This window comes from Edaphobacter sp. 4G125, from assembly GCF_014274685.1.
Lineage (GTDB): Bacteria > Acidobacteriota > Terriglobia > Terriglobales > Acidobacteriaceae > Edaphobacter.
The window spans coordinates 3587454-3610925 of the sequence record NZ_CP060393.1 but is presented as its reverse complement, the minus strand read 5'-3'; the positions used below and the strand labels follow the sequence as shown (position 1 = coordinate 3610925).

Genomic DNA, 23472 nt, shown 5'->3' with positions numbered 1-23472 from the left:
TAGTCTCTAGGCCGCTGGAATGGAGTCTTCATGCCGCTCTGATGCCGATGGCGTCAGAGCGTGCCATCGTTTGCTCAGATAGCGGTTCCAGTACATTAACACCCCGGTAGCGCTCAATACCGCAAGAGAAACGCCGAAGAGGCACCAGAGAACTTTGATTGGACGTCCCCATAGCGTCCCGAAGTGCAGGGGGTGCATGGCCCACAGGATCCAGTCGCCCAGGCTCTGGTTCTGCCCATAGTGCCAGATGGTCAACACGCGTCCGCTTGCTGCATCCAGGGTGATCACATCGCGATGCGAAAAGTCCCCCGGTTTTCCGCGGTCCATCAGGGCCATCACCGTTGGTCCGTCTAACGTGGCATTCGTCAATCCGGCTAGATGTCCAGCAGGAGATACCTTCCCGGCGATTTCAATCAGTTGCACAAGAGTCGCTCGCGGAACGCCAGTGGGCTGTGACGCAATCTCCGGTAGAGCGGGAGGAATCATGTTCTTCAACGGAGTCACCATGTTGACCGCCGCGCCCACCTGGCGATACCACGCAAAGTACACTCCCGAAAAAGCCCACCAGGTAACCAGCGCCAGCGTCCAAAAGCCGATGGCGCTGTGTGCATCGTAGTTGATGCGGCGCCAGCTGTGACGAAACGAGACTCCCAATCCTCGCGTCCATATCCGTATACCCGGCCACCACAACGCCAGCCCCGTAGCTGCAAGCAAAAGCAGAATCGCCGCTCCGATTCCATTCACCTGAACTCCATGTTCTTCCCCGAGCAGGAGATAGATGTGAAGATCGTGTACAACATTCAGCCAATTGCGCGACGCCGGTTCGAGAATGCCCGTCACAGGATCACCCATTACGTTGAACTCATGCTTTTGAGCGTCGACTCCGCGAACCTGGAACGCAGGAACCGAGCGGGTCGGCAAAGCCAGATACTCAATCTTCGCGTCTGGAAATTTAGCCCGGAAGTCATTGACCACCTTCGTTACCGGTGCAGTTTCAGCCGAATCATAGGGATGAAATGCTGCGGGAAGCGTTGCCGAAGTGAGTTCATCTTCAAAGACCAGGATCGCTCCTGTTAGCGCAATCACAATGAGATACAGCGAAAGTAGAACCCCTGCCCAAAGATGAATCTGGAACAGAGTTCTGCGTAGCCACAGTTTTCGTGGATGGTGAACGGCATCGTGAACGAAACTCATAGTCAGCCCTTTGGGACAGCGGTATGGTGAACGCCAATTTGCATCGCGAGCGAAATCCAGGATCTGCACAAACGGATCAGGATGTCTTCGCAACTGCACATGGCATTTCAGGATGTTGCCGATCTCTTCTCAATGCCGGTCGCTTCGCCAGAAGACCTCTGCATGGAGAACCTGCGGTGCTTTTAATGAAGACTAAATTAGTCCTATATTGAGGGCAAGTGAGTTTTGATGATTGTGGATCACAGATTTTTTGATCAGAGGCAGGATCCCTGTCCAGTCTTTTTGGCGAAGCGGAGCAGGGACCCTGGAGATCGGCAACCAAGAAAGGCTGACGATACTGCCCAGATTACTGCGTGGGATTCAGCTTGTCCAAACTCACTGCTTTGTATTGTCTTGCTGTGAATCCAGTTTCTTGAGTGTTGCTCGATACCGTTCCGGTGGTTCAGCGAGCCTGGACTCACGAATGGCAGCACGGTATCCACCCATATAGATCGAGTACATAACGGCTAACGCGCAGCCAATGCCGAAGAAAAAGCCAATGAAAAAGCCGATGCCGCCGGACCAGAATAGTGTTGTTGTGGACATTCTGCTTTAAGAATATTCGTGTCTATGACGGAGCAGTAAGTAAGATGCTTCTGCATCTCAGCATGGGGAGAATAAGCTCTCTTCTTCAGGAGGTCTATGTCTCGTTTGTCGATCAAATGTTGCCAGGTGTTTCTTAGTCTTCTAGCCATTACCGTGCCGTGTTTTGCGCAATATCACGGCCTTGATCCCGCGTTGGACAAAGCTGCAAAAGAATACGACAGAGCTCAGATCGTGGGAGATCGCGCAGCTCTTCAACGCCTCGTGGCCGACGACTACCTGCTTATGCGTGGAAACGGGACCGTAGTCGGAAAGGCACAGCTTATCGATCTGGTGGCTCACGATGGATTGAAGACAGATCCATATGTCGTCCAGAAGCCGTTTTCTAGGAAGTATGGAGAGGTCGTCATTCTGGGAGGATGGGTACATCTTTCTGGCAGCGATCACGGTCAACCATTTGTTCAGAACGCTCGCTTTGCGGACACGTGGGCTCGTCGAAAGAGCCAATGGTTTGTGGTTTTCACTTCAGTCGTTCTGACTGATAGACCCTGACTCCAGACTCGAAACCGGCAATATCGTTCACAAAGAGTAAGAGAATCCTATGAATTTCAAAGGAAACTCAAAATTCCATACAGCAGGCCAAGACATTTGCCCTACCCTGCGGTTGCCGCTCGTATAAGCCATAGCGTACCTTTTTGAATACGACAAAATTAGTTGGAGGATGTTTGTGACGGTGATTCAAGAGGGAACGACGAATCTGGATTCAAGTTTGCGTGAAAACAGGGTTTTTGAGCCCTCAGAGGAGTTCCGTTCTAAAGCTCACATCTCCAGCCTCGAGCAATACGAGCAGATGTACCGCCGCAGCGTGGAAAAGCCCGAAGAGTTCTGGGCCGAAGCCGCGTCTGAGCTGGAGTGGTTTGCTCCCTGGACGCGTGTTCTCGAGCCCGGCCGTGACGGTTCAAGCCTAGGCGCAAAGTGGTTTACTGACGGAAAGCTGAACCTTTCCCACAACTGTGTCGATCGCCACGTCAAAGGTGCCCGTCGCGATAAGGTTGCGCTCTTGTGGGAAGGCGAGCCGGGTGAGGTCCGCAAGCTCACATATGCCGATCTTCATGCCGAAGTGCAGCGTTTCGCCAATGTCCTGAAAGGGCTTGGGGTCAAGAAGGGCGATCGCGTTGCGATCTATATGGGCATGTGTCCTGAGTTGGCGATTGCCCTGCTGGCCTGCGCCCGCATCGGAGCTGTGCACTCAGTGATCTTCGGTGGCTTTGCCGCCCATGCCATCGTTGACCGCGTCAATGATTCCGCTTGCGTTGCCCTGATCACGCAGGACACCGCCTATCGTCGTGGTTCTGAGATTCAGCTCAAGAAGATCGCCGATGAGGCCCTGGAGAAGTGCCCCACCATCAAGAACGTTATCGTCTACCGCCGCAGTGGGACTCCTGTGTCCATGAAGCAAGGGCGCGATATCTGGTGGGACGAGGCTATGCTCACTGCTGAAAAAGAGTGTGCGGCTGAGTGGATGGACTCCGAAGACCCGCTCTATCTCCTCTACACCTCGGGTACGACGGGCAAGCCCAAGGGCCTGCTCCACACAACAGGCGGCTACTCCGTCCAGACCTATCTCACCTCGAAATACATCTTCGATCTCCACGAGGATGACGTCTACTGGTGCAGCGCCGATATCGGCTGGGTCACTGGCCATAGCTATGTTGTCTATGGCCCGCTCCAGAATGGAGCAACCGTGATGATGTACGAGGGCGCTCCCAATTGGCCCGAACCAGACCGCTTCTGGAAGATCATCGACGCCCACAAGGTTTCCGTTTTCTATACCGCTCCCACGGCAATTCGTGCCTTTACCAAGTGGGGAACGGATTGGGTTCGCAAATACTCGCTCTCTTCACTCCGCCTGCTGGGAACCGTCGGCGAGCCGATCAATCCCGAGGCCTGGATGTGGTTCCATCGTGAGGTCGGTCACGAACGTTGCCCCATCGTCGACACCTACTGGCAGACCGAGACCGGCTCCATCATGATCGCTCCCGTACCTGGAGCTGTCGCGACAAAGCCCGGTTCCGCCACGCGCCCCTTCTTCGGGATTGTGCCTGAAGTCGTTACAAAAGAGGGAGAGCCCGTTCCGGACGGCAAAGGCGGTCTGCTCGTCTTCCGTACACCATGGCCATCGCTGGCTCGCACGGTATACGGCGATCCGGAGCGTTACGAACAGTCCTACTTCTCCGAGATTCCCGGATGCTACTTCACAGGAGACGGCGCTCGCCGTGACTCCGATGGCTACTACTGGCTGATGGGCCGTGTCGATGATGTGCTCAATGTCTCGGGCCACCGCCTTGGCACCATGGAGGTCGAGTCCGCACTCGTGGCTCATCCTAAAGTCGCTGAGGCCGCTGTGGTCGGCCGTCCGGATGATCTCAAGGGGCAGGCCATCTGCGCCTTCGTCACACTCGAACAGGGCTACGAAGCCACCGAGGAGTTGAGGCAGGAGCTTCGTCAGTGGGTCGCCAAGGAGATTGGCGCGCTCGCCCGTCCCGATGACGTTCGCTTTACCGAGACTCTTCCCAAGACTCGTAGCGGCAAGATCATGCGTCGTCTGCTGCGCGAACTGGCCACCACCGGCGAAGTCAAGGGAGACACCACAACCCTCGAAGACTTCACCGTCATCGCCAAGCTGCGCGAAAACGACGAATAATTATCTGGTCATCCCATCCGGTCTTCTGTTGATTCAGCAGAAGACCGTTGTTTTTTGCTGAAATTAATTTTGTGAGATTGGCAGAGTAAAACTGAACGTTGTTTCACTGCCGGGAGTGCTGGTGGCCCAGATCCTTCCGCCGTGAAGGTGGATGATACTTCGACAGATCGCCAGCCCCAGTCCTGTTCCTCCCAGGTCACGGGAATCGGACGCATCGACCTGTTGGAAACGCTCGAAGATATGCTCCAGCTTGTCCTCTGGAATTCCTCGACCTTCATCGTGGATCTCGAAGACGATCTCCTGATCATTCAGAGAGCGAGCGCAAAGGGCAATCCTGCTTTCCGCAGGAGAGAACTTGATCGCGTTCGATAGCAGGTTCCGCAGAACTTGAACAATCAGGTCGACATCCGCCCACACAAAAATCTCATCGGCAGTCAAAGAGATTCGATTCTGTGGAATGGCCTCCATTTCTACAGCTCTGCGCAGAAGCTCCTTGGCCAGGATGTCGGTTCGCCGAAGATCACTTTTGCCTGAAGAGATGCGCTGCAGGTCCAGAATGTCATTGACCAGTTTCACCAGCCGATCGGTATTGTTGATCGCAATCTCCAGCATCTGTCTGGATTTTTCTGGCCTGGTCTCCAATGCACCGCCGGACAGTAGGCCCAGAGCACCGCGCAGCGAAGTCAGCGGGGTACGCAGCTCGTGGGACACCGTCGAGATGAACTCGTCCTTCATCTTCTCCAGCACAGATCGGTGTTTGCCATCCACATCCTGTCTGGCAGGAGCAAATCCTTCCTCAGGCGACCGTCCCATCGATCGCATACGATCCAGCATTTCGAGCCGGCTCATGGCTTGTCGGCAGAGAATCTTCAAGGCCTCCGTTTGTGGCTCGGTCAATTGCCTCGGATGCCGATCTAGAACGGAAAGTAATCCATTCCCACCGGAACAGGCCCCCAAAGAAAGTGCCGCATAAAAACAATAGTGACGGCCTTCGATCAGTACTCCATCGGGAGAAAAATCCGGATCCTGCCTTATGTCCTGAATTTCACAAAGGCCATCTTCAAAACCTCTGGAAGGTAGACATTCCAGTGGCAAACGCGCGCAGTCGACTCCTGCGGCGCCTCTTAGCCAGATCGCGTTAGTTCCTGTCACGCTGATCATGGCGAGAGGTGCTTCACAAATCTGGGCCGCAAGTCTTGCAAGGTCGTCAAGAACAGAATCGACTGCAGAATTAGCTGCGTCGTATTGTGCAAGATCTCTGCTGGGCCAGGCTTTCTCTTTGGCCGCTAGGAGGTTCATATCCGGAGTTTGATCGTAGGACGCGTAGGACGACCGGGCCATCCCTCTTTAGGGGGAGCGACTTACGGCTTTGGTAGTGCACAGCATTCACCCGCCGCCGGGGGCTCATTCGCGCTGGCGTCCATCGCTACTTTCCATGTTCCATCCGGCATCTTTTTCCATACGGTGATGTAGCGTCCTGAGATCTCAACCGGTTGTCCATTTTTGTCCTTCGAGTGCCCCTCATAGTGTCCCCAGGTAAAACCCATGTCGTTCGAAGGCCCCATCTGGGCGCCTTGGGGAGTCCACGTCAACTGGTAGTCCTTCGCATCCCACTTGGCCTGGGCCGCGATCGCTCCTCTCCCCAGGGCTGCAGGCTGGCCATTGTTCAGGACGACAGCATCCTCGGTAAACCACTCTGAAAAAGCCTTTCCCCCACCGGTTGCGACTGCCTGCGCAAACTTGCCTTCCAGTTCCATCAGCAGAATCACCCCTGGCGACAGCGTGGGTTGGGTCAGCGGACTCAACTCGGGTCCTTTTTGCCCCTGACCTCCCGGCGCTAAGGAAGAAAGAGAGGTCTGTCCTTCTACCACGCATACCGTGAGAACCATACTTAACGCCACATAAACTGTTCGCTTCCACATCATGCAAAAACCTCGTATCTGAAGCCCTTTATATCAACAAATCCGCTCCATTTTCTGCGGAGGATTGCACCGCCACGCCCAATCTCACTGATATCCTTCCGCGAGGTGAGTACTTCTACCATTGAACGACCCCTCCTGGTCTCTGCCGTTCTGCTCTACGCAGCGGGCATTACCCTTGCTGCGTTCCATATATCGCATGAGGCCGCTCTCGTTCTCCGTTGGCTTGCCACCGTATTGCTGGTCGTCTTTGCGGCACGACGCCGTTCGCTCACCCCATGGATCTTCGTCGCAATGGTTGTTGGAGCCGAGCTCGGATTTGACGCTCCACGTTTTGCCATTTCGCTTCGAGTCTTCAGCGATATCTTTCTGAGGCTCATCAAGGCCATCGTTGCTCCACTCATCTTCGCCACGCTCGTCACGGGCATTGCCGGCCACGGTGACCTCAAGGGAGTAGGACGCATCGGCATCAAGAGCCTCATCTACTTCGAGGTGGTCACTACGTTGGCGCTCGTCGTCGGACTTACCGCGATCAACCTCAGTCAGGCGGGACGAGGTCTTACGATCCCATCGACGGTTACGGTCGAAGCCCCGCAGAATACCCCCGCTCCCACCCACTGGCAGGACTTTCTGCTGCACGTCTTTCCCGAGAACATTGCAAAGTCCGTAGCTGAAGGGCAGATCCTTCAGGTGGCCGTTTTCGCGGTCTTCTTTGGCATCGCTCTCGCTGGCCTTTCTGAAACTCGTCGAGCTCCCGTGCTCCAACTTTGTGAAGGACTCAGCGAGGTCATGTTCCGGTTCACGAACATCGTCATGTACTTCGCTCCCATCGGGGTCGGAGCCGCGATGGCCTTCACCGTCGGACACATGGGGCTCGGTGTTCTGGTGAACCTCGGCAAGCTGTTGCTCACCGTCTACGGTGCTCTCCTTGCTTTCGGACTCTTTGTGCTGCTTCCGGCAGCACTTTTGTTCAAGGTGCCGGTTCGCCGCTTCCTCAGCGCTGTTGCTGAGCCTGCAACCATCGCGTTTGCGACCTCTACCAGCGAGGCTGCTCTTCCGAGAGCCATGGAAGCCATGGAGGCGCTCGGTGTTCCTCGCCGGATCGTTGCCTTCGTCATCCCTGCGGGCTACAGTTTCAACCTCGACGGCTCCACGCTCTACCTTGCTACCGCCAGCATCTTTGTCGCACAGGCTGCTGGCGTGCATCTCTCCATCGCCCAGCAGGTCACAATGATGTTGACGTTGATGCTCACTAGCAAAGGCGTTGCTGGCGTTCCTCGTGCGACCCTCGTCATCCTGTTGGCGACTGCCGCAACATTCGGTCTGCCGACAGAACCCATCTTCGTTCTGCTTGGCGTGGATGCTCTCGCCGACATGGCGCGAACAACCGTCAATGTTGTAGGGAACTGCCTCGCGTCCGTCGTCGTGGCCAAGTGGGAAGGGGAGTTCGGAACCGAACCCGTGAGTGATGTAGTTCTCAAAGGGATCTCTGAGTAATTCTCACGATCACTGGGCGGATCCCGCTTTTCCTGTGGCATATGGAAAAGACTGAACCCTGTGCAAACCATCTGACAACCCATTACCCTGAAGAGAATCCCATGTCTCTTCTGATCCGCGAAGCTATTCCAGACGACGTTCCCGAGATGCTCGCCTTCATCCGCGAGCTAGCTGCCTACGAGCGACAGCCTGACGCTGCTATCGCCACCGCCGCTGATCTCCTCCGCGACGGCTTCGGCCCCCGTCCCGTCTTTCAGTGCCTCATCGCGGAGTGGGATGGTCAGCCCGCCGCAATGGCGCTCTATTTTCCCTTCTACTCCACCTGGCGAGGAAACGCCGGTATTCACCTCGAAGACCTATTCGTCCGCCCCATCTTCCGTCGTAAGGGAATTGCCAAAGCTCTCTTTGCTCGTCTCGCCTCCATCGCCCTTGAGCGCGGCGATCGCTTTCAATGGCACGTCCTCGACTGGAACCAGCCTGCGATCGACTTCTACGAGAAGATGGGAGCGCACATGCTTAACGAATGGCGCATCATGCGCATCGACGGCGAAGCGCTCCATGCCCTCGCAGCGCAATCCGCCTTGCAATAAATGAAAAAGCGAGCGGCCATCGGTAAACCCCAATGGCCACTCGCCACAAATTGCCTTGCAACTATCGAACAGCCAGCCTGCGGCGTATCATCCCCAATGTACCCAGAACACCCGTTCCTAGCAGCAGCAGTGACGCTGGTTCCGGTGTTGCGACCACATCGACGCTCTGGCCCGAGAATGGTTCGCCAAACGTATGCAGCACCTCTCCATCCAACGCATCGCCAATGCCATACGTTAGTCCGATGCCCGGTATTACGCCGTTGCTCCACAAATCCACCGTGTATCCGCCGTCTACTGTGAACAACAAACCGTAGATGTCGAACATCCCGCCGCCAAAGGGATACGGCGGTTCACTCGGATCAGGAGGACAAACCGCCGGAGAGTTTCCTCCCGGATAGAACAGGTTGTCCCATGAAAATCCATACCCATCTGCCTGCGAACCTGGCGGAATAAACGTTCCATCTGGATGGATGCCTGTTGGCAGTCCCACCGGAACAAGCCCCGTGATCGATGCATTCAGAATGCCCAGTGTGGAATCGCTAAACGTTCCCGAGATGCCTGTAATCTGGTATGCACCTGGAACGCCCGGAACGCCTGTTGGCGAAACGGTGATGGTTGCCGTTCCACTGATTCCTCCGCCATTGAATACCAGGCCAAATCCATCAGCCTTCGCCATCGGAGAACCTGCAACCACAGCTGCAAACAGGAGCAAACTTCCAACACCAATTCCCTTTATCGACATAAAAGTCTCCTCAATTTTTTGAACGACTAGTTAGTTATCTGAACCAGAGTTTTTGGGGAGGAAGGGGCCCACAAGCACAATAGTCTTATTCGTATCGAGCAGGCAAGTGCAACGAAACAAAGGACATGCAATTGTTTGCAGGGCTATGGGTATTTTCTGCGCGTTCTCTATCGCCGCAACATCGCCAATACGGGATCTCGCTTCAACAGCGTCATCGTAAAGCTTGGTGGTTTGCCCACAGGTCCACAGAGTGTTCCTAATACCTTCACTCGCAACACATCGGTTCCTACAGTCACCGCGAGGAAAGCAGACGAGACACAGTTGTGCCCGTCATACACATCTCCTGAAACCCACCGCAGCTCGCTCGTCACTTCTGCTCCTACCGGAATCGCAACCGGTAGCATCACGGGGCCAGGGTGCATTCCTGCCGGAGTCTGCGCCGTCACTCCTAGAGATTTCTGTCTGCCATCCTCGAACTCCACCTTCGGCTTTGCTGGCACGCTGCACGTCTCTGGTCCAAGGTTGCGCAATACCAGCAGTGTTCCTGAGTGCGACATTCCATCAAAATTTCCGTTCTCGTCATCGATTGCTAGTGACAACTGACCGGACTTACACGTCGGATAGCTCTTTCCGGGTACCTGCGCACCGGCTACTGATCCCACCAGTACGACCGCTCCAATCGCCAGCCACCATCCGCGCATTCACCCTCCTCCGCAGCTCAAAATCCTACAATTCTCTCACTCGTCGGGTGTTACGCAACTGATAATCCAACCATAAATCGGGTGCCCCATCTTCGCGACGGCCTCATCGTCGCTAAGATGGGTTCATTCGCGCGATGCGCGAACCGTTTTTGTTTAAGGGCTTGGCTTTAACCATGCCGAAAGTATCCCCAATTAAATCTGCGACTTTGGCCGTCGAGGTAGGTTCTTGGCCGGTCGAAACCCTTGACGCGCCTTTTATGATAGAAAGAAGGGGCATATCGACATCCAGGCAGCCGTGCTGTGTCGTTCGAAACAGCTAAGTCGTTTGCGTGGAATACTTTGAAGATCAAGCCCATTGGAATCAATACTTTGCCGTTATAGTCCAGGGATAACCCATTTGGATGGAATACTTTGCACCAAAAGATAGAGGGGGGCGGAATGCAATTGGCAAGGAAGGTCAAAGTTATAGGCGGCGGATTAGCTGGCCCTTGCCGTATCTGGAATTCATGTTTATGAAAAGAGTCAAAATTATAGGCGGCGGATTAGCTGGCCCTGAAGCGGCTCTTCAGGCTGCTTCGCTCGGTTGTGAAGTCACTCTCTACGAGATGCGCCCGCATCGCTCCACCGAGGCGCACCAGACCTCCGACTTCGCCGAACTGGTCTGCTCCAACTCGCTCAAGTCCGAGAGCGAGAACTCCGCTCCCTGGCTCCTCAAGCAGGAGATGCGCCGGGCCAACTCTTTTCTGCTCCAGGCTGCGGATGCCTCCTCCGTCCCGGCCGGTCATGCCCTCGCCGTCGACCGCACTGAGTTCTCAAACCGAGTCCAGCAACTCATCGAGCAGAATCCCCGCATCACGGTCGTCCGCGAAGAGATGACGTCTCTTCCCGAAGATCTCGACGTCGTCACTGTCCTCGCCACTGGTCCGCTTACGTCACCCGCGCTGGTGAATGAGCTGCAACGCCTCACAGGATCGCAGCACCTGGCCTTCTACGACTCCATCTCTCCCATCGTCGATGCCAGCACCATCGACATGGAGAAGGTCTACTTCGCTGCCCGCTGGGACAAAGGTACTGCCGACTACATCAACTGCCCCTTCACGAAAGAGGAGTACGAGCGCTTTATCCAGGCCCTTTCCACCGCCGAAACCGTCCCTGCTAAGGAATGGGAACAAATCCCTACATCACACAGTGAGACGGAGGGATCGGCTTCTCCAACGAACAATCAGCAATTAGCGACTCCCAAATACTTCGAGGGCTGCCTCCCCATCGAAGAGATCGCCCGTCGCGGTCACGACACACTTCGTTTTGGCCCCATGAAGCCCGCGGGCCTTACCAATCCACGCACCGGCAGATGGCCCTATGCTGTCGTCCAGCTTCGTCAGGAAAATCTCCGCGCCGATTCCTACAATCTCGTTGGCTTTCAGAATCACCTCAAATACGGAGAGCAGGCCCGTGTGCTGCGCTTGATCCCCGGGCTGGGGAATGCGAAATTCCTCCGCTACGGCCAGATTCATCGCAATACCTACATCAACTCGCCATCGGTTCTTACGGAGACGCTCCAGCTTCGCTCGCGCCCTGACATCCTCATCGCAGGCCAGCTCAGCGGAGTTGAGGGTTATACCGAATCCATCGCTGGCGGACTTCTTGCCGGACGCTTTGCCGCTGCCCTGGCACAAGGGCTGACACCGGTGCCTCCGCCACGCCTCACTGCACACGGTTCGTTGATCCACTACATCACCCATAGCGAAGCAAAGAGCTTCCAACCCGCGAATATCACCTTCGATCTGCTGCTTCCCCTCGAAGAGGAGCTACGCAAGAAGATTCGCGATAAGAAGGAACGCCATCGGATTCAGTGCGAACGCGCCCTTGAAGCATGGCAGCAATGGCTTCAATCGGCCATCAAAATGATGGTTGAATAACTCGATAGGTTCCATCCCTCGCGGAGAACGCGCAAAGAGCGCCAATTCAACATCGGCTCAGCTACTATGGAAGCTCTTTTACAAACGTTCCATAAACTTCCGAGAACCGGGGTCTTCGTGTGTCCCGGAGAAAAGCAGGCATGATGGAAAAAGATTCAGTAGCTTCCTTTCCGAAGGCAAATCCTGGACCTCTCGGTCTGGCTGGCTTCGGCCTTACTACGATTGTTCTTAGCTGCATCAACGCAGGTCTCTTGCCACATGAGGCAATTCCGGTGGTTGTTCCCCTGGCCTTTGCGTATGGCGGCGTAGCGCAAATCATTGCGGGAATTCTGGAATTCCGTACCGGCAACACCTTTGGGATGGTTGCCTTTACTTCCTACGGACTTTTCTGGTGGTGGTTTGCTTTTCTGCAATGGACCGTTGGAGCGGGTTGGTTGAAGGCGCCACCTGCAGAAGCTATTGCCACAGTGCTGTTGATCTGGGGAGTTTTTACGCTGTTGATGTGGTTCGTGACCTTTCGCTCTAGCCTTGCCGTCTGGAGCATCTTCCTTCTGCTCTGGATCACCTTTTTCGTGCTTGCCTGGGGAGATTTTGGAGGATCGCTCGGCAGTCTACGAGGTGGCGTCCTGGGAGGTTATCTGGGATTACTGACCGGTATTGACGCGCTGGTTGTCGCCTTCATCGAGGTTCTCAACGCGCATTCAGGACGAGTAGTCATCTCGCTTGGAAAGCCCATACTGCGCTAGTCCGGTTGTGGCCACCGTGTCTCAACGGTGGCCACAAACCGTTCAATTCGCCTTCTTCTTATTCCGAGCCTTAATCTTGAACCAGATGGGCGAGCCGATAAACCCGAACTTCTCGCGGATCTGGTTTGCGAGAAACCGCTCGAAGCTGAAATGTAATTTCACATCCTTGTCTGTGAAAAGGACGAATGTCGGCGGAGCAACTGCAGCCTGCGTCATATAGTAGACCCGGATTCGTTTCGACATCGGCAGTGAAGCCTTTTGGAAGTCGATGTTTTCCAGGAAGCGATTCATGTTTCCCGTTGAGATGCGCTTACGCCGCTCCCGAGCGACGAGCTCGACCTTTTTGAAGACCTGATCGACGCCCATGCCCTCGGCAGCCGAGATAAACAGCAGCGGAGCGTAGTCGAGATACTTCAACGCATCCCGGACCTGCTGCTCATAGACCTTCTTATCGGCTGGTGGTTTTCCATCGGTGCGATGCGTTGTGACTGCGTCCCATTTGTTGACGACGATAATTACGCTTCTTCCGCTCTCGTGCGCATAGCCGCCGATATTGGCATCCAGAGCGGTGACACCTTCTATTGCATCGACAACCAACAGCGATACATCGGCTGCTTCAAGATGCTTACGGGCCATCACGACCGAGAGTTTCTCGGCCATCAACTTCGTCTTGCCCTTACGGCGGATTCCAGCTGTATCGACGAAGCGGAAGCTGTGGCCGCCGCGCTCGACCACCTCGTCGACTGCATCGCGCGTGGTTCCCGCAATCGGCGAGACGATGGCGCGTTTCGTTCCAGTCAGGGCATTCAACAGCGTCGACTTGCCGACGTTTGGACGACCGATGATGGCGATCTTGGTCTCGGTCTGCTCGTACTCTCCGTGTGTGCGCAGCTTGCGAGGGGGAACAGGACCATCTTCGTCTTCGGCCATCTCGTCTTCTGCTGTCAGCATGACCTCGGATGGCTCTTCATCGACCGTCTCGGGAGGCAACGCAGCGAAGACCTCGTCCAGCAGGTCGCCGATACCGGTGCCGTGTTCAGCTGAGATCGGAAGAACGTCGCGCAATCCGAGGCTACGGAAGTTCTCGGCCCCGGCCAGCAGATCGGCAGAGTCCATCTTGTTGACGGCAAGGAAAACTGGTTTTCCACCGCGCAACAGTAAGCGGGCAAGCTCAATATCAGGTGCAGCAAGCTCTGTTCTGCCATCGACGACCATCACGATCGCGTCGGCTTCTCCAAGCGCCACTTGAGCCTGACGAAAGATCTCGCTTGGGATTAATGCTTCGTCATCCGGAATGACGCCACCGGTATCAACGACGCGAACATTGCGTCCAGCCCATTCGATCTCGCCGTAGATGCGGTCGCGTGTGATACCAGGCTCGTCACCGACGATCGAGCGGCGCGATCCGGTAAGCCGGTTGAACAGTGTTGATTTACCCACATTTGGGCGGCCACAGATCGCGATTAGTGGAGGCTTCGCGTCCAGCACTTCGCGCTTCGAGCCATCGACAGTCGCGTCGTACCGGGTGGCTTGTAGCTCAGCCTCGCGCCAGTCGCGCAGTTCCGACGAATTCTCGCTGGCCGGACGAGAGGTTGCCGGCCGCAGATCTTTCGATCGCTGCTTTTGATCGACACGCAGCGTGACCCGACTCTCTCGTTCAGGAGACTGTTTCGGCAGCCGACTCAGTTTCTCCGTTGCGGACTGTTTGTTCGAGATTCGCTTGCGCGTCTTCGGGGCCACAGCGCCGGTGGTTGCGGAAGCCTTAGGAGCGCGGCCCTTCTTAGGCCGTGTGCTGGCATGACGGTGTTTTTTCCCGAGCCGTTTTTGATTATCTTTTGCCACCGTATGTCCAGCTTTCCCCCTGCCGGGTTTGGCAAGGTCCTTCGAAAATCGCCACTTAACCGCGGCGCATGTGCAATCTGTCTATTATAGAAACCAGCGGAGCTTTTGCCGCTTCTTCGCCTTGTCCACATCCTGGCCCATTCCGGTTCTTCCGCCTCCCCTTATGCCCGGGGAGCATCTTCCATCGTTGCATGAGTTCTTCTCGCAAGGCGGTATCCTTTCACACTCATCCTTGTCGTATGAGTTCCGCCCCGGACAGTACGAGATGGCAAAGGCGGTCGAGAAGGCCTTCAAAGACAAGCGCCATCTGATTGTTGAAGCAGGAACCGGAACGGGCAAAACGCTCGCCTATCTGCTGCCCGCGCTGCGTCTGGCGCGTGAACGTCAGCAGCGCGTGATTATCTCGACCGGAACCAAGAACCTGCAGGAGCAGCTCTTCTTCAAGGATGTTCCGTTTCTTGAGTCTCTGCTTGGGCCGCTAAAGATCTGCTACATGAAAGGCCGAGGGAACTACCTTTGTCGCCACAAGCTCTACGCTCTTCGTGACAACCCGTTGCTCAACGGTCTGGAAGAGATTGCGCAATTCCAGGCCATCGCCGCATGGGAGAAGACAACAGAGACAGGAGACCGTGCGGAGATTGATGCTCTCCCCGAGGCCTCTGCACTGTGGCACAAGATCGACGCTCGCACTGAGGTTTGCCTGGGACAGAGCTGTCCTGATTGGGAGCGATGCTTCATCACGGCGATGCGGCGCAAGGCGCTCGAGTCGGACATTGTGATTGTGAATCACCACCTTTTCTTTGCGGACCTCAGCATTAAACAACAGGCAGGGAACGCTCCGGATGCAGGCATTCTGCCGGAGGCCGGAGCAGTCATCTTTGACGAGGCTCACGAGTTGGAAGAGGTGGCCTCAAATTACTTCGGCATTGGATTGAGCACGCAACGCGTCGACGAACTGGTGCGCGATGTCGAGATTATGTTGCGCTCAAAAGGAGCTTCGACCTCAGCGATCGAAAATGCTTGTTCAACGTTGCAGAATCGCTCGAGGATGTTTTTCTCTGCATTGCCGGACGAGAAAAATGGTCCTGGTCGCATGCCGTTTCTTCATCGCGCGGAGTTCCTTGAAGAAAGTGGTGATTACTACACCGCGACGATGAACGCGCTAACCCGACTCGAGGGCGAGCTGGAGCGAGTAAAGAACGTGGAGGAGTCCGCTGGATTGCGCAAGCGTGCTGCGGACATTCGCGCCCATCTGCATTTCCTCCTCGAGTCTACCGATCAGAACACTGTCTTCTGGATTGAGCGCAGATCGACCAGTGGGGTACGGGCTGCTGCTCGTGGGTTGAGTCATACGGCTTTCAATACGCACTTGCAGGCAACGCCAATTGATGTTTCGGAGTTGCTCTCGACGTCGCTCTTCGATAGCTTTGCGAGCGTCGTGTTGACCTCGGCAACCCTGACAGTGTCTGGCGGGTTTGAGCATATTCGCAAACGCCTCGGACTAATCTCGGCGCGCGAACTGATTGTTCCGTCGCACTTTCAGTATGAGCGGCAGGCACTGCTATATCTGCCGCCCACGATGCCTGATCCTCGTGAGCCGGACTTTACGGATCGGGCCGCAGAGCGCATTCGTCGTGTACTTGAGATCACACAGGGGCGCGCCTTCTGTCTTTTCACCAGCTATAGCCAGATGCGGACGATCCATGAGCGCATGATGGCCGAGCTTCCCTACAAATTGCTGCTGCACGGTACTGCGCCGCGCCATGTGCTGTTGCAGCAGTTTCGCGAGACACCGAACGCGGTGCTCTTTGGCACGTCAAGTTTCTGGCAGGGAGTGGATGTTCAGGGTGAGCAATTGAGCTGCGTCATTATCGACAGACTGCCTTTTGCTGTGCCGACTGATCCGGTCGTTGAGGCAAGGATGCGAGCTATTGAAGAGGCAGGCGGAAAGCCATTTTTCGACTATCAGGTTCCTAGCGCTGTCATTGCGCTGAAACAGGGATTTGGCCGCCTGATTCGCTCACTGGAAGACCGGGGAGTATTGATGTTGCTGGACCCGCGAATCCATCGGCAACGCTATGGGCGTATCTTTCTTGATAGTCTTCCGGCGTATCGGCGAACCGACGAGATCAGCGAAGTTGAACGTTTCTTCTCGCGACCCGGGGAAGCCATAAAATAATCCTCGAGCAGGTCATAGAATAGAAGAAGCCATGGGACGGAACCTCTACATTTTATCTGCAACCCTTACGGTACTTGCGCTGATTTCCTGTGGTCTGGCTTATACCAACATTGCGCATGAACCAGGCTCACCGGGTGACGTTTCGTTATGGCGAACCACAGGGCTAGCACTCTTTGTTGTGGCTCTGGTGGTCGCACTGGCGGGGATTCTTTCTTCGCTCTTCGAGCAGGCGGAGCGCCGCGTTGAAGAGGAACGCCAGCAACGTCGCAAACACTAAGCCGACGGAGAACCGGTACAATAGGAAAAGGCTAGGCTGCTGCGCCACTTTCCTCCCTTTTATCCTGCGCGGCCCGCTGAAAGGTATTAGGAACCACCATGTTTGAAGTCACTGTAGAAGCTGGATTTTCCTCCGGCCACTACCTGCGCAACTATCGTGGCAAGTGTGAGAATCCGCACGGCCATAACTACAAGGTCTTCGTGACCCTGATCGGCGAAGATCTGGATGAGGCTGGCCTTCTGCTCGATTTCAAGCTGCTGAAGCAGGTGATGCGGCCGGTGGTGGAGTATCTCGATCATCAGATGATCAACGATCTTGAACCCTTTACGACGATCAATCCTTCGGCAGAGAATCTGGCCCGCTACTTTTATCAGGAGACGGCAAAGCAGCTTCGTGAGATGACTGGGGGCCGGGTACAGATCAAGGACTGCACGCTCTACGAGACGGACACCAGCTTCGCTCGCTATTACGAGTAGCCTCAGCCAATGCACCTGATCGAGCTTTACAAATCCGTACAAGGCGAATCTTCCTTCGCCGGATTGCCGTGCATCTTTGTGCGGCTTGCCGGGTGCAATCTGCGCTGCGCCTGGTGTGACTCCGAGTACACCTTCAGCGGAGGAAAGCCATTTACGCAGGACGAAATCGTCGCTCAGATTGAGGCACTTGCACCTTGCAAGCTGATTGAGTTTACGGGTGGTGAACCGATGCTGCAGGCACGCGAACTTCTGCCGCTGATGGAGCGTCTGCTCGCCTCTGGTTACACTCTGATGATTGAGACCTCGGGTGAGCGTCTTCTGGGCGACGTTCCGAAGGCGGTGCACAAGATCGTCGATGTAAAGTGTCCGGGGGCAGGGGCAGCGGCGAACAGCTTTCGGATGGAGAATCTCGACGCGCTGACGCAGAACGACGAGGTGAAGTTCGTTATTTCGGATCGTGCGGACTATGAGTTTGCTCGAAACTTTATCGGTGAACATCGTCCGGAGCAAAAGGCTGGTCAGATACTGCTTTCGCCCGCATTCCAGAAAATCCCTTCTCCGCTGCGAACTGCTGACAACATGGCGCTTGACCCGCGCAAGCTGGTCGAATGGATGCTGGAAGATGGCTTGCCTGCGCGTCTTTCGTTGCAGATCCATAAGTTCATCTGGGAACCGCAGAAGAAGGGCGTCTAGCTTCAGGTGACTGTCGCGAGTTGATAACATCAGTTATGCGCTTTCTTTCCGCTCTTTTTCTGCTGCTGACGTCGGCGTGTGTCTTTGCCCAGGTCCCTGCAAAACCAATTGAGATTAAGGCCGTTGTTGTCACTATGTTTGAAGTTGGCGACGACACAGGCGATGTTCCCGGCGAGTACCAGTATTGGGTGGAACGTGAGCATTTGGATACCGTATTGCCGTTCCCGCAGGGCTACCACGATCTGCGACTGAACAAGGATGGCGTACTTGGTGTCGTGACAGGAGTCGGTACGGCGCGCGCTGCGGCCACCATCATGGCGCTTGGGAATGATCCGCGCTTCGATCTGACGCACGCATATTTCGTGGTTGCAGGTATCGCAGGAATTGACCCGCAGATGGGATCGATCGGTTCGGCGGTGTGGTCAGATTACATCGTCGATGGTGACCTGGCCCATGAGATCGATGCACGGGAGATTCCGAAGGACTGGAAGACCGGCTATGTTCCCCTCGGCAAATCGACTCCGTATGAACAACCTCGCGCTGCACGCTTCGGAGACGATGGTATTGTCTACCACCTGAATCCCGCGCTGGTCGATTGGGCATTCGGCCTAACGAAGGACATTAAGCTGCAGGACACTCCGCAGATGCGTGAGCGACGTCAGCAGTTTCCAGAGGAAGCAGCGAAACGACCTCCGTTTGTTCTGCGCGGGGATAATCTTTCCGCTTCGACCTTCTGGCACGGCAAGTTGATGAACCAGTGGGCGCGTGATTGGGTAAAGTACCAGACCGACGGAAAGGGAACCTACGCGGTCTGCGGCATGGAAGACACCGGAACACTACAGTCCCTTAGCTGGCTGGCGAGAGCAGGGAAGGTCGATATTCATCGCGTACTTGTATTACGCGCTGCTTCCAACTATGACCAGCAGCGTGAGGACGTCACTGCTGCTGAGAGTCTGGCAGAGACCAAGATTCGCCAATACAGTGCGTATATGCCTTCACTGGATGCAGCGTATCGTGTAGGTCACGTCGTTGTGGATGCTCTCGTTGCCAACTGGGATAAGACCCGCGATCATATCCCTGCGCAGTGATGCTGCTTTTTAGTCGATCAGGCGGCGGACGATGCGGCGTACTGTCTCCGTGACGACACCGTATGCGATGTTTGAGGCGAGTTCGCTGGTGCGTTCTCGCGTGTTCTGGGCTTCAGGCTTGGCCACAAGACCTAGGACCGGTAGCGAGGAGTCGTGGGTCATGGCCACAAGAGCCATCCCGAAGTTCACTCCTTGCTTCGAAGTCGCCGGAGGGTAGTACTCGGCGAGAACACCGTAAGCTGCTCCAGCGGTGGCTCCAAAGCCCCAGTGGAGGGTTTTGTGCGCAATTCGCTTTTGTCGTACCGATAGCTCATGGCCCGCGATCTTGCGATCGAGCAGCGCTGAAGGCGTTGGCTTGCCGTGGGGTTGCGCAGGATAAGCCTTTTCAACCGCAGATTTGACTGCTGTTGCGATGATGCCGCCGATGAGTCCTGCGACAGCTCCTTTGGCGATGGAACGGGTTCGTTTTCTCATAGGCTGTTCACGTGAGTAGGATGCTACGTCGGATGTCGCAGTAATGCCAGAACTATCCGACATAGGCGGAGGCATCGGTGGAGTCTGTCCCTGAGTTGAACTTTGCTGCGCGAAAGACGAGGGTGAGCAGAGCTGAGATCGCGAGGTTCAGGAGCAACGCTGGAATGGCAGCGTACATGGCATATGTTCCGCCGAGCCATGCAGGGAGGTGCAGTGGGTAGACGGAGCTCTTGAGGTGAAGCGAGGTAGCCATGGCTGTTCCAGATGCCATGCCGACGGCCCAGCCCAGCAACAGCGCCCAGGGATGGAACCAGCGGGAGAAGACTCCGATCACAATCGAAGGGACGAGCTGGCACATCCAGATGCCGCCGAGAAGCTGCATCTCAATGGCATAAGGTGTTGGCAGGTAGAGGACGAAGGCCAGCGCTCCAAACTTGACGACGAGTGAGACGGCTTTCGCCATGGCAGATTCTTCGCTGGGCTGCATCTTGCGCCTGGCAAAGGTTCCATAGAGGTTACGTGTGAAGAGATTTGAGGCTGCGATTGACATGATCGCAGCTGGAACCAGTGCGCCGATGGCAACGGCGGCAAGGCAGAATCCGGCAAACCACTCGGGGAAGGATTTCAGGAAGAGCAGCGGAACGGAGGCGCTGGTGTCCTTCGTCTGGATTCCGGCTGCGAGAGCGAGATATCCGAGCAGAGCGATCAGGCCGAGCAAAAAGCTGTAGGCAGGAAGCATGGCCGCGTTTCGCCGGACGACATTCGGACTGCTGGCCGAAAGCACCGCCGTTGCAGTGTGTGGATAGAGCATCAAGGCGAGGGCAGAGCCAATCGCCAGAGTTGAGTAACCCAGGAACTGGCTGGGCTTGAGCAAAATCGTTGCAGGCGGCGTATGCGTGGCGAGCGCCTGATTTGCGAGCTCGAAGACACGTCCGTATCCGCCGAGTTGGATAGGGATAAAGATGAGCGCGGCGAGAACCATGATGTAGAGCATCACGTCCTTGACGATGGCGATAACTGCCGGAGCGCGCAGACCGCTAGAGTACGTGTACGCGGCGAGGATGATGAAGGCGACGGCCAGGGGCCACTCGCCGTTGAGCCCCATGGCGGAGATGACGACTTTCATCCCGACCAGTTGGAGCGCGATGTACGGCATTAAGGCCAGAATGCCGGTGATCGCGATCGCGATGGTCAGCCAGCGGTTGCCGTAGCGGCCGTTGACGAAGTCTGCGAAGGTCACGTAGCCATGGCGATGGCAGACTCGCCAAAGGCGGGGCAGTACGACCATCATGTAGGGATACGCAATGACCGCGTAGGGAACGGCGAAGAATCCGAGGGCTCCCGCGCCGTAGAGTGCTGCGGGAACCGCGATGACGGTGTAGGCCGTGTAGAGATCGCCGCCGATCAGGAACCATGTGATCCAGGTTCCGAAACTGCGTCCCGCCAGTCCCCATTCTTCAAGCGAGGCAATGCCGGCGGCAGGCCTTCTCCAGCGTGCTGCCCAGAAGCCTGCCAGTGTGACGAGAAGGAAAAAGAGGCAGAAGACAGAGAGCGCGGTTGAGTGCAATCAGCAGTTCTCCATGAAGATTAGGATCAAGAAGAATCTTACTGTATTGAACGACCCTGATATGTTCGTTGCGCTTACTCTATGGTTTTCGTTGCGGCTGAGCGGATCTCAGAGTCCGCGGCCGGTATCGTTCCATTCGTAAGCGACGACGCCGAGATCTCCGAGGGTCTTGAGGACCGTTTCTACGTTACGCCGGACCTCTGGTCGCGCATTGACGGGAACTCCGTGCGCTTCTTCTACAGCAATAACTCGACCATAGGGCCAGGCATTCTGAGGAATGGCATTGAGAGCTGTCGGAAGATCGTTAATGCGGACATCCAGATTGCGGCGGCGAGCGCCAACGGGGCGCAACATTCCGCCTTGGCCGAGGCTGCTCGTGTTTCCATCGGCCATGAGGACGTGCAGCGTGACCATGCTTCCCTGAACCGTGAGATAGGGATTCTCCCACGAGCTGAGAGTGCTGATCGCCATATAGCGAGTTTTGGAGGGCGGAGGAATCATATCCAGCTGTTGCCGCGCGGCATTTAACGCTTCCTGCTGCTGCTGAGGCAGGGTGGTCGCAGAGGCTGCTTGAGAGGAGCTGCTGCTGCAGCCGGTGAGGGCAAGTGGGAGGGCCAGAGCGCTAGTCAGGGCGATCCGCAAAAGGGATCGGCCGGTGGGGGTTTGCATATCGGATAACAGAATATCAGGGTTTAACGGCACTTTTGCCGCAGTTCTCGACGAGGCACTCGTTGTGTGTGAAGTACTCTTCAAAGGCCTCCTCCCCCCTATCTTAAAGATACAAAGTATCTGTTTTGTGTTGTTTACGAGAACATATACCTGCAAAGTATTCCATCTAAATAGGTTGTGCCCAAAGTATTGCATTCAAGGCACTTAAAGTGCGCTGGAGATTCCGACTACCGTAGATCCTTTCCAGGGCAGGCTCTTCGACGCCCCAGCTGCGCCGCTTCGCTCGAGATGACACCCCAAGGAGCGAGGGGTAGGTTGAGTGCGGCCAGTGCCGGATCGGTCATGGGTTTCTGTTGTGTTGTTCTTCTTAAATTCTAGCAATTGGGTGAGGGTGAATCTGCAACGTGGAAGTAGGTTTGATTTGTTTGGTTTGGATGAATCCGGGGCTTGACAAAACTAAATACAGGGACTCTTCGGCGCTATGCGGCTCAGAATGACGGGAGTGGAGAGTGAGTGCGATGGGTGCGAAAGAGATGGAAGAGCGTTGTGAGGTAAAAATGCGGGGATTTCTCGACTCAGCCTATTCAGGACTTCGCTCGAAATGGCGCACGCTGGGGTGGCGTATTTGCAGTGGAGAAGCAGATCTCTCCACTTTGACCCTTCGGGCCGACGGTCAAGATGATACGGGATAAGGAACGCTATTTCCCGGTCCAGATGGGGGTGTGTTTTTCAAGGAAGGCGCGGATTCCTTCTGCTTTGTCTGCGGTGGCAGACAGTCGGCCGAAGATTCGGCTCTCGATGCCGAGAGCGGAGTCGAGGTCGCGGTCGGCTCCTTTGTATACGGCTTCGAGGCATCCAGCGACAGCGAGTGGGGCCATGGCGAGGATGGAGCTGGCAAGCTGCTGGCCACGGAGGTAGAGCTCTGCCAAAGGAACGACTTCGTCGACTAATCCAAGCCGGAGTGCTTCGGCAGCGTCGATTCGTTCTCCAGTGAGGAGGAGTTTCAAGGCGGCTGACTGACCGATAAGGCGGGGAAGGCGTTGCGTTCCGCCGTAGCCGGGGATGAGCCCGAGGCGAGCTTCCGGCTGACCGAGTTTTGCAGAATCTGCAGCGATGCGCAGGGTGCAAGCAAGGGCAAGCTCGCAGCCTCCACCGAGAGCGAAGCCGTTGATGAGGGCGAGGACAGGCTTTCCGCAAGTCTCGATCTGACGGAAGATGCGATGGCCGCGACGCGAGAGAGACTGGCCAGTGATGCGAGTGGTCTCGACCAGCTCCTTGATATCGGCACCTGCAGCAAATGCTTTTTCACCCGCTCCAGTGAGAAGGATGACGCGAACATCAGGATCTTTGGCAAGTTGAGTAAAGACGTGCTCGAGATCGGTAAAGACCTGAATGCTGAGGGCGTTGAGGACCTGGGGGCGATTGATCGTGACAGTGGCGATCTGGTCTTTGATCTCGCAGAGCAGCGTTTCGGAGATGATTGCGTGATCGGTCATGAGAACTCCTGTTGCCGATATGGTACTGCGATATCGTTTTCAAATTTTTACAGAAACACGAATCTGTCTTCAGCTTCGCTTCAGCTTGGAGCGAGATACTCACAGGCGAAGTTCAGG

At 55.8% G+C, this 23472-nt stretch carries 22 protein-coding genes; 11 read left to right on the top strand and 11 right to left on the bottom strand.

The window, feature by feature from the left end:
- Window positions 1–6: 6 nt before the first annotated feature.
- Window positions 7–1194, bottom strand: a complete 1188-nt coding sequence (locus H7846_RS15105) for a PepSY-associated TM helix domain-containing protein (protein WP_186693216.1) — start codon at window positions 1192–1194, stop codon at window positions 7–9.
- A gap of 375 nt (window positions 1195–1569) precedes the next feature.
- A complete protein-coding gene (locus tag H7846_RS15100; protein ID WP_186693215.1) occupies window positions 1570–1779 on the bottom strand; it encodes a hypothetical protein in 210 nt (69 codons plus the stop codon).
- Between the two features lie 96 nt (window positions 1780–1875).
- On the opposite strand from H7846_RS15100, the gene H7846_RS15095 reads away from it, so the two are divergent.
- Together H7846_RS15095 and acs are read left to right on the top strand one after the other, a co-directional pair.
- Window positions 1876–2328 (top strand): nuclear transport factor 2 family protein, encoded by a 453-nt coding sequence (locus H7846_RS15095; RefSeq protein WP_186693214.1) that lies wholly within the window; start codon window positions 1876–1878, stop codon window positions 2326–2328.
- 175 nt (window positions 2329–2503) lie between these two features.
- Window positions 2504–4480 carry an acetate--CoA ligase gene (gene acs / locus H7846_RS15090; RefSeq protein ID WP_255460670.1) on the top strand — a complete coding sequence of 659 codons (1977 nt, stop codon included), beginning with the start codon at window positions 2504–2506 and terminating at the stop codon, window positions 4478–4480.
- A 63-nt stretch (window positions 4481–4543) separates the two neighbouring features.
- On the opposite strand, the gene H7846_RS18030 is transcribed toward acs, so the two are convergent.
- Window positions 4544–5329, bottom strand: a complete 786-nt coding sequence (locus H7846_RS18030) for a sensor histidine kinase (RefSeq protein ID WP_255460669.1) — start codon at window positions 5327–5329, stop codon at window positions 4544–4546.
- Window positions 5330–5841: 512 nt separating this feature from the next.
- On the bottom strand, window positions 5842–6405 hold the full coding sequence (locus H7846_RS15080) for a YybH family protein (RefSeq protein WP_255460668.1): 564 nt from the start codon (window positions 6403–6405) through the stop codon (window positions 5842–5844).
- Window positions 6406–6507: 102 nt separating this feature from the next.
- Here H7846_RS15080 and H7846_RS15075 point away from each other — a divergent pair, with 102 nt between their 5' ends.
- Window positions 6508–7896, top strand: a complete 1389-nt coding sequence (locus H7846_RS15075) for a dicarboxylate/amino acid:cation symporter (protein ID WP_186693212.1) — start codon at window positions 6508–6510, stop codon at window positions 7894–7896.
- A gap of 101 nt (window positions 7897–7997) precedes the next feature.
- Complete coding sequence (locus H7846_RS15070) at window positions 7998–8486, top strand: GNAT family N-acetyltransferase (RefSeq protein WP_186693211.1); 489 nt, start codon at window positions 7998–8000, stop codon at window positions 8484–8486.
- A 61-nt stretch (window positions 8487–8547) separates the two neighbouring features.
- Here H7846_RS15070 and H7846_RS15065 read toward each other — a convergent pair whose 3' ends face one another.
- Window positions 8548–9228 carry a PEP-CTERM sorting domain-containing protein gene (locus H7846_RS15065; protein ID WP_186693210.1) on the bottom strand — a complete coding sequence of 227 codons (681 nt, stop codon included), beginning with the start codon at window positions 9226–9228 and terminating at the stop codon, window positions 8548–8550.
- A gap of 167 nt (window positions 9229–9395) precedes the next feature.
- On the bottom strand, window positions 9396–9929 hold the full coding sequence (locus tag H7846_RS15060) for a DUF4232 domain-containing protein (RefSeq protein WP_186693209.1): 534 nt from the start codon (window positions 9927–9929) through the stop codon (window positions 9396–9398).
- Between the two features lie 512 nt (window positions 9930–10441).
- Here H7846_RS15060 and trmFO point away from each other — a divergent pair.
- A complete protein-coding gene (gene trmFO / locus H7846_RS15055) occupies window positions 10442–11848 on the top strand; it encodes a methylenetetrahydrofolate--tRNA-(uracil(54)-C(5))-methyltransferase (FADH(2)-oxidizing) TrmFO (RefSeq protein WP_186693208.1) in 1407 nt (468 codons plus the stop codon).
- 140 nt (window positions 11849–11988) lie between these two features.
- On the top strand, window positions 11989–12594 hold the full coding sequence (locus H7846_RS15050) for an acetate uptake transporter (protein WP_222597517.1): 606 nt from the start codon (window positions 11989–11991) through the stop codon (window positions 12592–12594).
- Between the two features lie 42 nt (window positions 12595–12636).
- Here the strand turns inward: H7846_RS15050 and der are convergent, their stop codons facing one another.
- A complete protein-coding gene (gene der / locus H7846_RS15045; protein ID WP_186693207.1) occupies window positions 12637–14436 on the bottom strand; it encodes a ribosome biogenesis GTPase Der in 1800 nt (599 codons plus the stop codon).
- 163 nt (window positions 14437–14599) lie between these two features.
- On the opposite strand from der, the gene H7846_RS15040 reads away from it, so the two are divergent.
- From H7846_RS15040 to H7846_RS15020, 5 genes are all read left to right on the top strand, one after another.
- Window positions 14600–16615: an ATP-dependent DNA helicase gene (locus tag H7846_RS15040; RefSeq protein WP_186696416.1), complete on the top strand. Its 2016-nt coding sequence runs from the start codon at window positions 14600–14602 to the stop codon at window positions 16613–16615.
- Window positions 16616–16646: 31 nt separating this feature from the next.
- Window positions 16647–16892 carry a hypothetical protein gene (locus tag H7846_RS15035; protein ID WP_186693206.1) on the top strand — a complete coding sequence of 82 codons (246 nt, stop codon included), beginning with the start codon at window positions 16647–16649 and terminating at the stop codon, window positions 16890–16892.
- Between the two features lie 98 nt (window positions 16893–16990).
- On the top strand, window positions 16991–17368 hold the full coding sequence (gene queD / locus H7846_RS15030; protein WP_186693204.1) for a 6-carboxytetrahydropterin synthase QueD: 378 nt from the start codon (window positions 16991–16993) through the stop codon (window positions 17366–17368).
- Window positions 17369–17377: 9 nt separating this feature from the next.
- On the top strand, window positions 17378–18061 hold the full coding sequence (locus tag H7846_RS15025) for a 7-carboxy-7-deazaguanine synthase QueE (protein ID WP_186693203.1): 684 nt from the start codon (window positions 17378–17380) through the stop codon (window positions 18059–18061).
- Between the two features lie 35 nt (window positions 18062–18096).
- Window positions 18097–19149 (top strand): purine nucleoside permease, encoded by a 1053-nt coding sequence (locus H7846_RS15020; protein ID WP_186693201.1) that lies wholly within the window; start codon window positions 18097–18099, stop codon window positions 19147–19149.
- A gap of 9 nt (window positions 19150–19158) precedes the next feature.
- On the opposite strand, the gene H7846_RS15015 is transcribed toward H7846_RS15020, so the two are convergent.
- The 4 genes from H7846_RS15015 to H7846_RS15000 form a co-directional block, all read right to left on the bottom strand.
- On the bottom strand, window positions 19159–19623 hold the full coding sequence (locus tag H7846_RS15015) for a DUF1440 domain-containing protein (RefSeq protein WP_186693199.1): 465 nt from the start codon (window positions 19621–19623) through the stop codon (window positions 19159–19161).
- Window positions 19624–19675: 52 nt separating this feature from the next.
- On the bottom strand, window positions 19676–21190 hold the full coding sequence (gene mctP, locus H7846_RS15010; protein ID WP_186693197.1) for a monocarboxylate uptake permease MctP: 1515 nt from the start codon (window positions 21188–21190) through the stop codon (window positions 19676–19678).
- A gap of 108 nt (window positions 21191–21298) precedes the next feature.
- Complete coding sequence (locus H7846_RS15005; RefSeq protein ID WP_186693195.1) at window positions 21299–21859, bottom strand: hypothetical protein; 561 nt, start codon at window positions 21857–21859, stop codon at window positions 21299–21301.
- 698 nt (window positions 21860–22557) lie between these two features.
- Complete coding sequence (locus H7846_RS15000) at window positions 22558–23355, bottom strand: enoyl-CoA hydratase/isomerase family protein (protein WP_255460667.1); 798 nt, start codon at window positions 23353–23355, stop codon at window positions 22558–22560.
- Window positions 23356–23472: the final 117 nt, after the last annotated feature.